The following is a 14,203-nucleotide window of genomic DNA, read 5'->3' on the forward strand; positions in this document are numbered from 1 at the left end:
CCGTCATGTGCGGGAACAGCGCATAGTTCTGGAACACCATGCCGAGGTCGCGCTTGTGCGGCGGCCGGGTCAGGAACTCGACGCCGTCGACCAGGATGCTGCCGCTGTCGGGCCGGACGAAGCCGGCCAGCACGTTCAGCAGCGTGGTCTTGCCGGAGCCCGAGGGGCCGAGCAGCGTCATGAACTCGCCCGGCTGGATGTCGAACGAGATCCCGTCCAGCGCCTTGAACGCGGCGTAGCCCTTGTGGATCTCGCGGATGGAGACTTTGCCCGGTCGCATGGTGCCTGCCCTGGCCTCCTCACTGGGACCTGAGGACGGTGTAGTCCTCGCGGACCTCGATGCTGTGGTCGCGCCACCAGTTCACGTCGAGAGCCACCTGCTTCACCCGGTTCTGCGGCGACATGTTCGACTTGGCCAGCACCTCCGGCGGGAAGGAGACGACGTCGAAGGCGTGGGCGTTGGTGGGCCCGTAATAGTCCATCATCGTCGGGATCCGGGCCTGGATCTCCGGCGACACCACGCCGGCGATGAAGCGCTGCGCCGCCTCGACATTCTTCGACCCCTTCAGGATCGCGAGGCAGCCATAGCCGAGGATCCCGTCCTCATAGGTGAAGGCGACCGGCGCGCCGTCCTTGATGACGTTGGCGATGCGGCTGCCCCAGATCGCGATCATGTCGACCTCGCCATCCTTGATCAGCTGCGCCGACTGGGCGCCGGACGACCACCAGACGGCGACGTCCGGCCTGATCTTCTCCAGCGCCGCGAAGGCGCGCTCGGTGTCGAGGGGATACAGCCGGTCGCGCGGCACGCCGTCACCCAGCAGCGCCACCTCCAGCATCTCCTGCGGATAGACGCTCATCGCCCGCCGGCCGGGGAAGGCCGCGGTGTTCCAGAAATCCTTCCAGCTCTTCGGCGGGTTGTCCTTGTACCTGTCGGTCCGCCAGCCCAGCACCACCGAATAGGTGTTGGTGGCGACCCAGGTGTCGCCGCGGGCCGTGGCGTCGATGCCGTCGGTGCCGACCACCGTGTAGTCGATCGGCTCGAACAGCCCTTCCTTGCCGCCCACGGCGCAGTCGTCGGCGCCGAGATGCACGAGGTCCCAGCTGGGCTGGCCGGACTGGACCTGGACGCGCACCGCGGCCAGGCCGTCATGGCTTTCCTCCCGCAGCTGGACGCCCGCCTTGTCCGCGGCCGGCTGCCAGATGGTCTTGCGCAGGTCGGATTGGAGGTTGCCGCCGAAGCCCGAGATCGTCAGGGTCGGCTGTTCGGCCCGCGCGCCGGCGCCGATGGCACCCGCGACCGCGAAGCCGATGAGAGCGGATACGAGGCGCCGGTCGTTTCGCATGGTGTCTCTCCTCCCCGGATGGGCTCGGCGACGGCCGTGATGCGATTGATGCCGGCGCCGTTTGGTTGCAGTGATGAACGATATAGTTCACTTTGTCAACCATATCGATATCGACCGACACTCAATATTGTTCACAGCATCAACGATCCGGGTTATCCGTGATCGACACCCACCCGCATCGGACCGCGCATGCCCCACCCCGACCCTAAGAGCATCGAGCCGGCCGGCGAGCCCCGCGCGAGACGGGACCAGCCCATGCCGCGCAGCGACATCCGCGACCTGTTCTCGTTCCAGCTGCAGCGCCTGGCCGGCCTGTCGACGCGCATCGCCGCCCTGTCGATCCGCCCCCGCTTCGGCATCACCTCCCGCGAATGGCGCGCGCTGGCGGTGCTGAGCTACCTGCACGAGGCGCCGCTGCAGGAGCTTGCACGCCATAGCGGCCTGCTGAAGAGCCAGATGAGCCGGACCGTCGCCGGGCTGATCGAGCGCGGGCTGATCCAGCGCTCCGCCAACCCCGAGGACGGCCGCAGCATCCTGCTGCGCCTGAGCCCCGAGGGCGAGCGTGTCGCCGACGAGATCCTGGCGATGTCGCATGGCCGCAACGACCGGATGCTGGCCGGGCTGAGCCCGGGGGAGCGGGCGCTGCTGATGGAGCTGCTGCACCGCGTCTTCCGCACCAGCCACGACTATTACGGCGAGATCCGGCGGCTGGCGCCGGAGGACGACATTCCGGAGCCGGATGACGAATAGACAGACCCGATGCAGAAAATAGTCTCGGATCGATGGTTGACAATGTGAACGATATAGTTCATCTCAGCAACCAATCATACCGAGCAGATGGGATGGAACGCGCCGATGCCGGACAGGGTGGTCATCTGCGAATGCTTCGCCAGGGACGGGCTGCAGCACGAGGACACGCTGCTGCCGGCCGACCGCAAGGTCGAACTGATCGACGCCTTCACCCGGGCGGGTTTTCCCCGGATCGAGGCCACCAGCTACAGCCATCCGGCCCGGATCCCCGCCTTCGCCGACGCGTCGGAGGTGCTGGCGCGGATCCGGCGCCGGCCGGGCACCGCCTACAAGGCCACCTGCCCCAATCTCCGCGCCGTGCAGCGCGCCGTGGCGGACCATGAGGCCGGGTATGGCACCGAGGAGCTGAGCCTGCTGGTCTCGGCCACCGAAAGCCACACCGAGCGCAACCTGCGCACCACCCGGCGCGCGCAATGGGACGCCGTGGCCGGGATGGTGGCCGAAGCTGGCGGCCGCTTCCGGCTGGTGGGCGTGATCTCGATGGCGCTGGGCTGCCCGTTCGACGGGCCGGTCGATCCGGGATCGGTCATCGACGACGTCGCGCGCTTCGCCGAGCTGGGCGTCACCCATGTGGCGCTGGGCGACACGGCGGGGTTCGGCACGCCCCGCACGGTGCGGGACCTGTTCCGTCGCGCCGCGGCACTGCGGGGCGTCACCCCGATCGCCCATTTCCACGACAGCCGCGGCACCGGTCTGGTCAACTGCATGGCCGCGATCGAGGCGGGCTGCCGCTGGCTGGACAGCGCCCTGGGCGGCGTCGGCGGCCACCCGACGCAGATCCGCTACGGCGGCGGCTACACCGGCAATGTCGCCACCGAGGACCTGGCCAACCTGCTCGAGGCTGAGGGGCTGCAGACCGGCCTCGACCTCGACGCCGTCGCGGCCGCGTCGCGCCTGTGCGAGGCCGCGCTCGGGCGCGAGCTGGAAAGCCGCGTCGCCCGCGCCGGCTATGGACACCTGCCCCATCGAGAGACGATCCATGCCTGACACCATGACCGAGCGGGTGCTGATCGCGGAGGATCGCGGCGCCGTCCGCATCCTGTGGCTGAACCGCCCCGAGAAGCTGAACGCGCTCGACACCGCCCTGACCCTGGCGCTGCACGATGCGCTGGTGGAGGCGGACCGGTCGGACAATGTGCGCGCCATCGTCCTGGCCGGCCGCGGCCGCGCCTTCTGCGCCGGCGCCGATCTCGCCGAGTTCCCGGATTTGGCGCCGGACCGGCAGGACGCCGTGCTGCGCCGGGCCGACCTGACCTGCCGCACCCAGGCGATGCTGCAGAAGCTGAGGAAGCCCATCGTCTCGGCGGTCCAGGGGGCCGCGGTCGGCGGCGGGGCGGGCCTGGCGATCGGCTGCGACATGATGGTGGCCGCGACCGACATCCGCTTCGGCTATCCCGAGCTGAAGCATTCGATCGTGCCCGCCCTGGTGATGACGGGGCTGCAGCGGTCGCTCGGCCGCAAGGCGGCGTTCGAGCTGATCAGCCTGGGCCGGCTGATCAGCGCCGGGGAATGCTGGTCGCTGGGGCTGGCCAACCGCGTCACGGAACCCGGCCGGGTGCTGGACGCGGCGCTGGAGATCGCCGAGGCGTGGACGGCGGCGAACCCGCGGGCGATGGCCGCCGCGAAGGAGCTGTTCTACCGCGTCGGCGACCTGCCCTATGACGCGGCGATGGCGGCCGGCCGGGACACCAACGCATTGATGCGCGGCTTCCGGGATGCCGGCGCATGAAGCCCCTGTCCGGCATCCGCATCCTCGATTTCTCGCGCGTCCTGGCCGGCCCGATGGCGACCCAGATCCTGGCCGAGCTGGGGGCCGAGGTGACGAAGATCGAGCGCCCCGGGACCGGCGACGAATCCCGCAGCTTCGAACCCCGGCTGCCGGCCGGCGAGAGCGCCTATTTCTTCGCCTTCAACCGGGCCAAACGGTCGGTCACGCTGAACCTGAAATCCGAGCGGGGCCGCGAGATCGCGCGGGGCTTGGCCGCCCGGGCCGATGTCGTGATCGAGAACTTCCTGCCGGGCGACATGGCGCGGCTCGGCCTCGGCTATCCCGAGCTCAGCGCCGTCCATCCCGGCCTCGTCTACATCTCCAACACCGGCTTCGGCCAGACCGGCCCGTATCGCGACCGCAACGGCTACGACACCATCTTCCAGGCGCTGTCGGGAATCATGGCCCTGACCGGCCATCCCGACGGCCCGCCCGCCAAGACCGGCGTGCCGGTGTCCGACCTGACCTCGGGCCTGTGGATCGTCATCGCCGCGCTGACCGGGCTGGTCGGACGCGCCGCCGGCGGCCGCGGCTGCCACATCGACCTGGCGATGATGGATGTCCAGGTCAGCCTGCTGGCGCTGGCCGCGGCCCGGCTGTTCGCGCTGGACGAGGATCCCGGCCGCACGGGCACCGAGCATCCGGGCCGGGTGCCGTCGGCCGCCTTCGCCTGCCGCGACGGGCTGTGGCTGCACATCAGCGGCAGCGACCAGCACTGGCCGCCGCTATGCCGGGTGCTGGGCCTGCCCGAGCTGGCCGCGGACGAGACGCTGCGGACCAATGCCGGACGGGTGGCCGACCGCGCCCGGGTGACCGCGGCGCTGACCGCCGCCATCGCCCGGCAGGACCGGGCGCCCCTCGCCGAGGCGCTGCGCGAGGCCGGCGTACCGGCCGGCGAGGTGAACAGCGTGCGCGAGATCCTGGCCGACCCGCACATGCAGGCGCGAGGCGCGGTCGGGCGGTTCGCCCATTCCCGCGAGGGCGCGTTTCCGGCGCTGAGGACGCCGCTGCGCTTCAAAGGCTACGCCGACCCCGAGATCGGCTGCCCGCCGCTTCTGGGCGCTGACACCGACGCCATCCTCGCCGCCGAGCTCGGCCTTGGCGACGCCGAGATAGCGGCCCTCCGGGCCCAGGGAGTGATCTGACCATGAGTGATCCAGGCATGGCAGAGGGCGCCTCCGTGCTGCGCCGGCGCGACGGGGCGATCGCGCAGGTGATCCTGAACCGGCCCGAGGCGCGAAACGCCCTGGACCTGCCGATGTGCGTGGCGCTGGAGGGCGCCTTCCGCGCGCTCGACGACGACAGCGAGACGCGGGTCGTGATCCTGCGGGCCGAAGGCCCTGTCTTCTGCGCCGGCGCCGACCTGAAGGAGCGGCGGGACAAGGACGAGGCGTGGATCCGGCGGCGGCGTCTGTCCTCCTTCGCCGCCTATCAGGCGATCGAGCGCTGCAGCCGGCCGGTGGTGGCGCTGGTGCAGGGCCCCGTCGTCGGGTCGGGCGGCGAGATCGCGATGAGCTGCGACTTCATCATCGCCTCCACCGCCGCGACCTTCCGCTTTCCGGAACCGCAATGGGGCACGGTCGGCGCCACCCAGCGGCTGCAGCGGGTGATCGGCAAGCGGCGGGCCAAGGAGCTGCTGTTCACCGGCCGCACCATGGGCGTCGAGGAAGCCCATGGCCTCGGTCTCGTGGCCCGCGTGGTGGCGCCCGACGTGCTGGAGGAGGCGGGGCTGGAGATCGCCGCCGCCATCGCCGCGGCCCCGCCCCTCGCCATGGCGCTGACCAAGCAGGCCGTCGACCTGGGCGAGGAACAGGCGCTGGACACCGGGATCCGGATCGAGATGGCGGCGATTGAGCGCTGCCTGGCCGGCGGGGAATGGCGGCACGGCGTCGGCGCCTTCGCCGAGGCGGTCGGGTCGCCGAAGCCGCAGGCGGGGGGCTGAGATGCGCCTGGACGGCCTGTGCCCGCTGACCACGGCCGACGCGCTGCGCCGCGCCGCCGCGACCGCCCCGGATGTCGAGGCGGTCGTCGCCCCCGACGGCCGCATCACCTTCGCCGGGCTGGAGCGCGAGGTGGCGCGCATCCGCTCCGCCCTCGCCGCCGGCGGCGTGCGCCGCGGCGACCATGTCGGGCTGTGCCTCGGCAACTCCCACCGCTTCGTCGCCATCTTCCTGGCGATCGGGTCGCTGGGCGCGGTGGCGGTGCCGGTCAACACCCGCTTCGTGGCGCCGGAGCTGGCCTATGCGCTGGGGCAGTCGCGGATCAGCACGCTGATCACTGCCGACCGGGTCCTGAAGGTCGATTTCATCGCCATGCTGCGCGGCATCTGCCCCGGCATCGACACCGGCCTGCCGGATGCGGCCTTCCCGGCGCTGCGTCAGGTGATCGTCATCGGCGAGGACGTGCCGGCGGCGGCCACATCCTGGCGGGACTTCATCGCCGCGGGCGATGGGGAGGTGCCGCCGGCCTGCAGCCCGGACGACGTGCTGCTGATCCAGTACACCTCCGGCACGACGTCCTTCCCCAAGGGCGTGATGCTGACCCATCGCAGCATGCTGGCCAACGCCTTCTTCTCCGGCGGGCGGATGGGGTTTCGCATCGGCGATCGCTTCCACAGCGCCCGGCCCTTCTTCCACGTCGCCGGCACCACCCTGTCGATCCTGTCGTCGCTGCAGCATCTCGTGACCCTGGTCAGCATGGAGCGGTTCGAGCCCGGGGAGGCGCTGCGGCTGATGGAGGCCGAGCGCTGCACCCATGTCTCGGGCAACGACACCATGGCGCTGATGCTGCTGAACCACCCCGACCGGCCGCGGCGCCGGCTGGCGCTGCGCGGCGGCTGGCTGGCGGCGTCGCCGACCATCATCCGCCGCGCGATCGACGAGCTGGGGATGCGCGAATGCGTCGCGGGCTACGGCCTGTCGGAAGCCTCGCCGAACGTCGCCCAATCCGCCTGGTGGGAGCCGGAGGAGGTCCGCGCCGCCGCGCTGATGCGGCCGCAGCCGGGGGTGGAGATCCGCATCCGCGCCGAGGACGGCCGCGACGCCGCCGCCGGTGAGGCCGGGGAGATCCTGGTGCGCGGCTGGAACGTCATGCGCGGGTATTTCGACAAGCCGGAGGAGACGGCGGCGGCGCTGGCTCCGGACGGATGGCTGGCGACCGGCGACCTGGGCCGCCTCGACGCCGAGGGGCGCCTGACCTTCCTGGGCCGCGCCAAGGACACCATCCGGGTCGGCGGCGAGAACGTGGCCCCGGCCGAGGTCGAGAACGTGCTGCACGGCCACCCGCGGATCCGCCAGGCCGCGGCGGTCGGCGTGCCCGACGACCGGCTGGTCGAGGTGGTGGCCGTCTTCGTCACCCTCAATGACGGGACTGCCTGCGCCCCGGACGACATCATCGCCTGGTCGCGCGGGCGCATGGCCGGCTTCAAGGTGCCGCGCCATGTCTGGATCGTCGACGGCTTCGAGGCGATCGGCATGACCGCCAGCGCCAAGATCCAGAAGAAGCAGCTGGCGGCGCATGCCCGGCAGCTGCTCGGCCTCTGACCCCGGGTCCCGCGCATGAAAATCGAGACCAGCGTCACCCGCCTCCTGGGCATCGACCTGCCGGTCATCCAAGCCGGCATGTCCTGGGTGTCGTCCGGCCCGGCGCTGCCGCTGGCCGTATCCCGCGCCGGGGGCCTGGGCGTGATCGCGGCCGGACCGATGTACCGCGACGACCTGGACCAGGCGATCGACGCCGTCCGCCGCGGCACCGACCGGCCCTTCGCCGTCAACCTGCCGCTGTACCGCAAGGGCGCCGACGAGGTCCTGGACCTGCTGGAGCGGCGGCGCATCCCGATCCTGATCGCCTCGCAGGGCGGGCCGAAGCGCTACATCGACCGCTTCCGCCGCATCGGCACCGTCTGCCTGCACGTGGTCGCCAGCGAGGGGCATGCGGCGAAGGCCGTCGCCGCGGGCGTCGACGGGCTGGTGGTGGTGGGCGGCGAGGCCGGCGGGCATCCCCCGCCCGACCTCGTCTCCTCGCTCGTCATCGGCCGGGCGGTGGCCCGCGCCCTGCCCGGCACGCCGATGATCCTGAGCGGCGGCATCGCCGACGGCTACGGCCTGGCCGCGGCGCTGGCGCTGGGCGCCGGCGCGGCCCAGCTGGGCACCCGCTTCATGCTGACGCCGGAGGCCCGGCTGCACCCTGCCTATCGCGAACGGGTGCTGGCCGCCGGCGTCGCCGACACGCTGCTGGTCGGCCGCGGCTTCGGCGTCGTCCGCGTGCTGCGCAACGCCTTCTCCGACGCCATGGCCAAGGCCGAGATCGCTGGCGTGCCGGAGGAGCCGCGGCGCGCCATGTTCGAGCGCGCGTCGCTGAAGGCCGCCGCCTTCGAGGGCGATATCGACGCCGGCAAGATCGAGGCCGGCCAGTCCGCCGGCCTGGTGTCGGAGATCCTGCCGGCGGCGGAGGTCGTCCGCCGCATCGTCGAGGAATACGCAGCGGCGACGGTGGCGATGCCGCGCCTGACCACAGCCCCAAGCCCGATGGATCTTGAGAATGCTGGATAATCCCCTGCTCATCGACGGCGTCTGGCGCCGGCCCGCCGGCCGGCGGACCGCCGATGTCGTCAACCCCGCGACCGGCCGGACGATCGCCGCGCTGGGCCTCGCCGAGGCCCAGGACCTGGACGACGCCCTGGTGGCCGCTGCCCGCGGCTTCGCGGCCTGGCGGCGGGTGACGGCGCTGGAGCGGGCGCGCATCCTGCACCAGGTGGCGGCGCTGCTGCGCAAGCGGGCTGGCACGATCGCCGAGCACATCACGCGGGAGCAGGGCAAGCCCCTGGTCGAGGCGCGGGGCGAGGCCGGCGCCGCGCCTGAGCATGTCGAGTGGTATGCCGAGGAGGGCCGCCGCGCCTATGGCCGGGTGATCCCGTCCCGCATCCCCGGCGCGCGGCAGATGGTGCTGAAGGAGCCGGTCGGGCCGGTCGCCGCCTTCAGCCCCTGGAACTTCCCGGTGGCGCAGCTGGTGCGCAAGATCGCGGGCGCCCTGGCCGGCGGCTGCTCGATCATCGCCAAGCCGCCGGAGGAGGCGCCCTCGGCCTGCATCGAGCTGGCCCGCGCCTTCCAGGATGCAGGGCTGCCCGACGGCGTGCTGAACATCGTGTTCGGCGTGCCGGCCGAGGTCTCGGACCACCTGATCCGGTCGCCGGTCATCCGCAAGGTGTCCTTCACCGGGTCGGTCCCCGTCGGGCGCCGGCTGGGGGCGCTGGCGGCCGAGCATGTCAAGCGCGCCACCCTGGAGCTGGGCGGCCACGCCCCCTTCATCGTCGCCGAGGACGCCGACATCGACGCCGTGGCGCGGCTGGGCGTCGGCCTCAAATTCCGCAATGCCGGCCAGGTCTGCGCCGCGCCGACGCGCTACTATGTCCAATCCTCCGTCTTCGACCGGTTCCACGAGGCCTTCGTCGCCGGCGCCCGCGCGCTGGCGGTGGGCGACGGCGCCCGCGACGGCACGCAGATGGGCCCCCTGGCCAACAGCCGCCGGGTCGAGGCGATCGACGGCTTCGTCCGGGACGCGGTGGCCAAGGGGGCCATCCTGTCCTGCGGCGGCCGGCGCCTGGGCAATGAGGGCTTCTTCTTCGAGCCCACCGTCCTGGCGGATGTGCCGGACACAGCGCGGCTGATGACCGAGGAGCCCTTCGGCCCGGTGGCGGCGTTGGTCCGCGTCTCCAGCATCGACGAGGCGATCGGCCGCGCCAACGCCCTGCCCTACGGCCTGGCCGCCTTCGGCTTTACACGCTCCGCCGCCACCGCCGCCCGGCTGGCCGAGGAGCTGGAGGCCGGGATGGTGTCGATCAACCATTTCGGCCTGGCCGCGGCCGAGACGCCGTTCGGCGGCATCAAGGACAGCGGCTATGGCAGCGAAGGCGGCAGCGAGGGGCTGGAGGCGTACCAGTCGGTGAAGTTCGTCAGCCAGGCCGCCGCCTGATCGGGGCGACCGCTGATGGACAGCTTCGACCATGTCGTGATCGGCGGCGGCTCGGCCGGCTGCGTCGTGGCCAGCCGCCTGGTCGCGGCCGGCCGCAGCGTCCTGCTGCTCGAGGCCGGGCCGCCCGACAACACCCCCTTCATCCACATCCCGGCCACCTTCGTCCGCGTCATCGGCACGCGCCGCAGCTGGATGTACCGGACCGAGCCGGAGCCGGCGGCGGGAGGGCGGGTGCTGACCATCCCGCAGGGCCGCACCCTGGGCGGCGGGTCGTCGCTGAACGCGATGATCTACATCCGCGGCCAGGCGCAGGACTATGACGGCTGGCGCGACCTGGGCTGCCCGGGCTGGGGCTATGACGACGTGCTGCCGGTGTTCCGCCGCAGCGAGGGCAACGAGCGGTTCAGCGACGGCTTCCACGGCAGCGGCGGCCCGCTGAAGGTGTCGGACCTGCGCCACCGGCACCCGCTGAGCCTAGCCTTCCTGCGCGCGGCGCAGGAGGCCGGCCTGCCCTACAATGACGACTTCAACGGCGCCCGCCAGGACGGCATCGGCTTCTACCAGACCACGACCTTCGGCGGCCGGCGCGGATCGACCGCCGCCACCTTCCTCAAGGCCGTCCGCGGCAGCGACCGGCTGACCGTGCGCACCGGCTGCGACGTCACCGGGCTGATCCTGGAGAACGGCGCCGCGGCCGGCGTCCGCTACCGCGCCCCGGACGGATCGGGGCACGAGGCCCGGGTGCGCGAGGAGGTGGTGCTGTCGGCCGGTGCCGTGGCCAGCCCCAAGCTGCTGCTGCTGTCGGGCATCGGCCCCGGCGGGGAGCTCGCCCGGCACGGCATTCCGGTGCGGCGCGACCTGCCGGGGGTGGGCGAGAACTTCCAGGACCACATTGCAGCGTCGGTCTACGGCGTCACCGACCGGCCGATCTCCCTGCTCGGCCACGACCGGGGTCTCAAGGCGGCACGGCACGGGCTGCAGTATCTGCTGACGCGAACCGGCCTCCTGACCTCCAACGTGGTCGAGAGCGGCGGCTTCATCGACACGGCCGGGGCCGGGCGGCCCGACATCCAGCTGCACGTCACCCCGGCCCTGGTCGGCGATGCCGACCGCAAGTCGATGGGCCGGCACGGCCTGTCGATCAACCCTTGCATCCTGCGACCCGCGGCGCGCGGCCGGGTCTCGCTGCGCAGCGCCGACCCGGCCGCCCCGCCGGTCCTGGCCGCCAACACGCTGGGCACGGCCGAGGACCTAGCCACGCTGGTCCGCGGGCTGAAGCTGGCGCGCCGGATCCTGCGCGCGCCGTCCTTCCGGGCGCTCGGCATCACCGAGCTGGCGCCGGCCGCGGCGGAGGAAGCCTGCGACGAGGCGCTGGAAGCCTATGCGAGATCCGCCGCCAAGACGGTCTACCACCCCGCCGGCACCTGCCGAATGGGCCGGGACGGGATGGCAGTGGTCGACCCGGCGCTGCGGGTCATCGGCGTGCCACGGCTGCGGGTCGCCGACGCCTCGATCATGCCGACCCTGGTCAGCGGCAACACCAACGCGCCCTGCGTCATGATCGGGGAGCGCTGCGCCGACTTCCTGCTGGGCGCGGCCGATCCCCTGGCCTTGTGAGAAAAACTCAGCGCAGCCTCAGGTTTAAGCGTTTGACGCCCACAGTAACGGCGCGTTAGCTGACCCCGGAATAGTGATCGTCGATCAAGAGACGAACAGTATTCCGTGAGTCCGGCGATAGACCGGCAGCAATCCGGAGACAGGGAGGAATCATGGCCCGTTGGCAGGCAAGCATCGCGGCGTTCGGACTCTCGATCATCACGGCCCTGTCCCTCACCGCAACAGCACATGCGGAGTCGGACCCCGCCCTGATCGAGGCCGCGAAGAAGGAAGGCACCGTCACCTGGGCCAGCGGCCTGATCGTCAACCAGGCCGTCCGGCCGGTCGCGGCCGCGTTCGAGAAGAAATACGGCATCCAGGTGCAGATCGCGACGGCCGACAACCTGCTGCTGCGCATGACCAACGAGGCGCGCGCCGGCAAGCCGACGATCGACATCTTCGACAATGCGGGCGACACCATCGCCGCCATGCGGGCGGCCGACCTGATCGTGCCCTATGCCTCGCCCGAGGCGGAGCGGTACCGGCCCGAGCACAAGGACCCGGAGCATTACTGGGCCTCCTGCTGCGTCTTCTACTACTCGACGGTGATCAACACCGACCTGGTGCCGCCGGAGGAGGAGCCGAAGACCTACCAGGACCTGCTCGACCCCAAATGGAAGGGCAAGCTGGCCTGGTCGAGCAACGAGAACTTCGCCGGCCCGCCGAGCTTCATCGGCACCATCCTGCTGTCCAAGGGCGAGACGGACGGAATGGCCTATCTGGAGCAGCTGGCGAAGCAGGATGTCGTGCGCGTTCCCGGCAATGCCCGCGCGGTGCTGGACCAGGTGATCGTCGGCCAGTACCCGATCGCGGTCGTGGCGCTGATCCACCACGTCGCCATCAGCGGCGCGCAGGGCGCCCCGGTCAAATGGCTGAAGCTGGGCCCACTCGTCGGCACGGCGGAGACCGTGGGCCTGGTCAAGGGCGCCCCGCATCCCAACGCCGCCAAGCTGCTGTTCGACTTCCTGCTGTCGGAGGAAGGACAGCTGGTGCTGCAGCAGGCGAACTACCTGCCGGCCGACCCCAACGTGCCGGCCAAGGTGCCGGAGCTGAAGCCGGATGCGGGCGGGTTCACCGCGGTCGCGATCCTGCCGCAGATGAACGACGAATACCTGCCGAAGTGGCTCGACCTCTACAAGCGCCTCTTCGTCCGCGGCTGACGGCCGGGACCCGGACCGGCCGGTCCCGCGGCGGACCGGCCACCCCAGACAGACAGGGAGCGACAGGTGGATAACGGCGTTTCGGCCGCGAGCGAGCCCCTATCCGTGCGCGGGGATGCGGGCCGCTGGTTCCCCCGCATCAGCCCGGCCGCGATCCTGGCGGGGGCCATGATCCTGGTGATCGGGGCGCTGATGATCCCGCCCTTGTTCATCCTGATCCTGAACAGCGTGCACGAGATCAACCCCGACGGGTCGCGCGGGGCGTTCACCCTGGCCAACTACGCCCGCATCCTGTCGCAGCCCGACCTGTACCGCAGCGCGTGGAACACGGTGCTGTTCGCCGGCATGTCGACCGCGATCGTGCTGGTCGCGGGCGGCATCCTGGCCTGGCTGGTCGAGCGCACCAACGCGCCGTTCAAGGCACTGGCCTATCTGACCACCATCGCCGCGCTGGGCACGCCCTTCGTCCTGACCACGGCCGCCTGGCTGTTCGTGCTGGGCCGCGCCGGCCCGTTCAACGATCTGTACCGGGCGCTGACCGGCAGCCGCGACGTCCTGTTCAACGTCAACTCGATCTGGGGCATGGCGCTGATCGAGGCGGTGGTCTGGATGCCGCTGGTCTTCCTGATGTTCTCGGCCGCCTTCCGCTCCGCCAACGCGGAGATGGAGGAGGCGGCGCGGATGAGCGGCGCGTCGGTGCTGGGCACGTTCTGGCGGGTGTCGCTGCGCCTGGCCTGGCCGGCGCTGGCCGCCGCCGCCGTCTTCGTCTTCATCAACACGCTGTCGGCCTTCGACGTGCCGGTGCTGGTCGGTGTCCCCAGCAACATCAACGTGCTGAGCAGCGACATCTATTTCAGCATCCGCGAGGTGCCGCCGAAGCTGGAGCATGCCAGCGCCTTCTCGGTGCTGCTGATCGGCGTCATCTCCGCCCTGATGCTGTGGTACGGCCGGTTGGCGCGCAGCGCCGACCGGTTCGCCAGCGTCACCGGCAAGGGCTACCGGCCGCGCCCGATCGATCTCGGCAAACTCAGATGGGCGGGCGGCGCCGTGATCCTCGGCACCTTCCTCTTCATCCTGGTCCTGCCCCTGTCGGCGCTGATCTGGGTCGCGGCCACGCCGTTCATGGCGCCGATGCGGCTGTCGAACCTGAAGCTGCTGACCATGAAGAACTTCACGGCCGTGTTCGATGAGCCGTCCTATGTCCAGTACGGAACCAACACGCTCACCATCGCCGCCGTCGCCGCCACGGTGGCGGTGCTGCTGGCCGTGGTCGTCGGCTGGCTGGCCGCCCGCCGCCGGCCGGGGGGCCCGCTGCTGGACCAGCTCAGCACCATCCCGATGCTGTTCCCCGGCATTGTCATGGGCGTCGCCATCATGCAGATCAGCCTGCAGCTGCCGTTCCCGGTCTACGGCACGATCTGGGTGATCGCCTACGCCTTCGTCATCCGCGCCGTGCCCTTCGGCCTGCGCTACACCTATACCGGCGTGCTGCA

General features: G+C 71.3%; 13 protein-coding genes. 11 read left to right on the forward strand and 2 right to left on the reverse strand.

All coding sequences use genetic code 11. The features are described 5' to 3' along the window. Both ABDW35_RS18525 and ABDW35_RS18530 read right to left on the reverse strand, forming a co-directional pair. Nucleotides 1-280, reverse strand: a 280-nt coding sequence (locus tag ABDW35_RS18525; protein ID WP_343715359.1) for an ATP-binding cassette domain-containing protein, incomplete at its 3' end; no start/stop codon positions are given. 19 nt (nt 281-299) lie between these two features. Further along, nucleotides 300-1,346: an ABC transporter substrate-binding protein gene (locus ABDW35_RS18530; protein WP_343715360.1), complete on the reverse strand. Its 1,047-nt coding sequence runs from the start codon at nt 1,344-1,346 to the stop codon at nt 300-302. Nucleotides 1,347-1,601: 255 nt separating this feature from the next. Between ABDW35_RS18530 and ABDW35_RS18535 the strand changes: the two genes are divergently transcribed. The 11 genes from ABDW35_RS18535 to ABDW35_RS18585 all read left to right on the forward strand — a co-directional run. Next, entirely contained in the window at nt 1,602-2,096 is a 495-nt protein-coding gene (locus tag ABDW35_RS18535; RefSeq protein ID WP_343715361.1) for a MarR family transcriptional regulator, read from the forward strand. A gap of 105 nt (nt 2,097-2,201) precedes the next feature. Further along, nucleotides 2,202-3,143: a hydroxymethylglutaryl-CoA lyase gene (locus tag ABDW35_RS18540; RefSeq protein WP_343715362.1), complete on the forward strand. Its 942-nt coding sequence runs from the start codon at nt 2,202-2,204 to the stop codon at nt 3,141-3,143. Then, complete coding sequence (locus ABDW35_RS18545) at nt 3,136-3,885, forward strand: enoyl-CoA hydratase/isomerase family protein (protein WP_343715363.1); 750 nt, start codon at nt 3,136-3,138, stop codon at nt 3,883-3,885. Before ABDW35_RS18540 ends, ABDW35_RS18545 begins: the two co-directional genes overlap by 8 nt. Then, complete coding sequence (locus ABDW35_RS18550) at nt 3,882-5,069, forward strand: CoA transferase (RefSeq protein WP_343715364.1); 1,188 nt, start codon at nt 3,882-3,884, stop codon at nt 5,067-5,069. Before ABDW35_RS18545 ends, ABDW35_RS18550 begins: the two co-directional genes overlap by 4 nt. A gap of 2 nt (nt 5,070-5,071) precedes the next feature. Continuing rightward, a complete protein-coding gene (locus tag ABDW35_RS18555; protein WP_343715365.1) occupies nt 5,072-5,866 on the forward strand; it encodes an enoyl-CoA hydratase/isomerase family protein in 795 nt (264 codons plus the stop codon). Between the two features lies 1 nt (nt 5,867). Beyond that, the gene (locus tag ABDW35_RS18560) at nt 5,868-7,466 is read left to right on the forward strand and encodes an AMP-binding protein (protein WP_343715366.1); all 1,599 of its coding nucleotides are present in this window, start codon (nt 5,868-5,870) and stop codon (nt 7,464-7,466) included. 15 nt (nt 7,467-7,481) lie between these two features. Next, nucleotides 7,482-8,474 carry a nitronate monooxygenase family protein gene (locus ABDW35_RS18565; RefSeq protein WP_343715367.1) on the forward strand — a complete coding sequence of 331 codons (993 nt, stop codon included), beginning with the start codon at nt 7,482-7,484 and terminating at the stop codon, nt 8,472-8,474. Next, nucleotides 8,464-9,894 carry an NAD-dependent succinate-semialdehyde dehydrogenase gene (locus tag ABDW35_RS18570; RefSeq protein WP_343715368.1) on the forward strand — a complete coding sequence of 477 codons (1,431 nt, stop codon included), beginning with the start codon at nt 8,464-8,466 and terminating at the stop codon, nt 9,892-9,894. The genes ABDW35_RS18565 and ABDW35_RS18570 overlap by 11 nt, the downstream gene beginning before the upstream one ends. Nucleotides 9,895-9,909: 15 nt before the next feature. Next, nucleotides 9,910-11,511, forward strand: coding sequence for a GMC family oxidoreductase N-terminal domain-containing protein (locus ABDW35_RS18575; protein WP_343715369.1), 1,602 nt, complete (start codon nt 9,910-9,912; stop codon nt 11,509-11,511). 152 nt (nt 11,512-11,663) lie between these two features. After that, entirely contained in the window at nt 11,664-12,710 is a 1,047-nt protein-coding gene (locus ABDW35_RS18580) for an extracellular solute-binding protein (RefSeq protein ID WP_343715370.1), read from the forward strand. Nucleotides 12,711-12,815: 105 nt separating this feature from the next. Continuing rightward, nucleotides 12,816-14,203: ABC transporter permease subunit (locus tag ABDW35_RS18585; protein ID WP_343715371.1), on the forward strand; the 1,388-nt coding region annotated here is incomplete at its 3' end.

This window comes from Inquilinus sp. (assembly GCF_039594555.1).
GTDB lineage: Bacteria > Pseudomonadota > Alphaproteobacteria > DSM-16000 > Inquilinaceae > Inquilinus.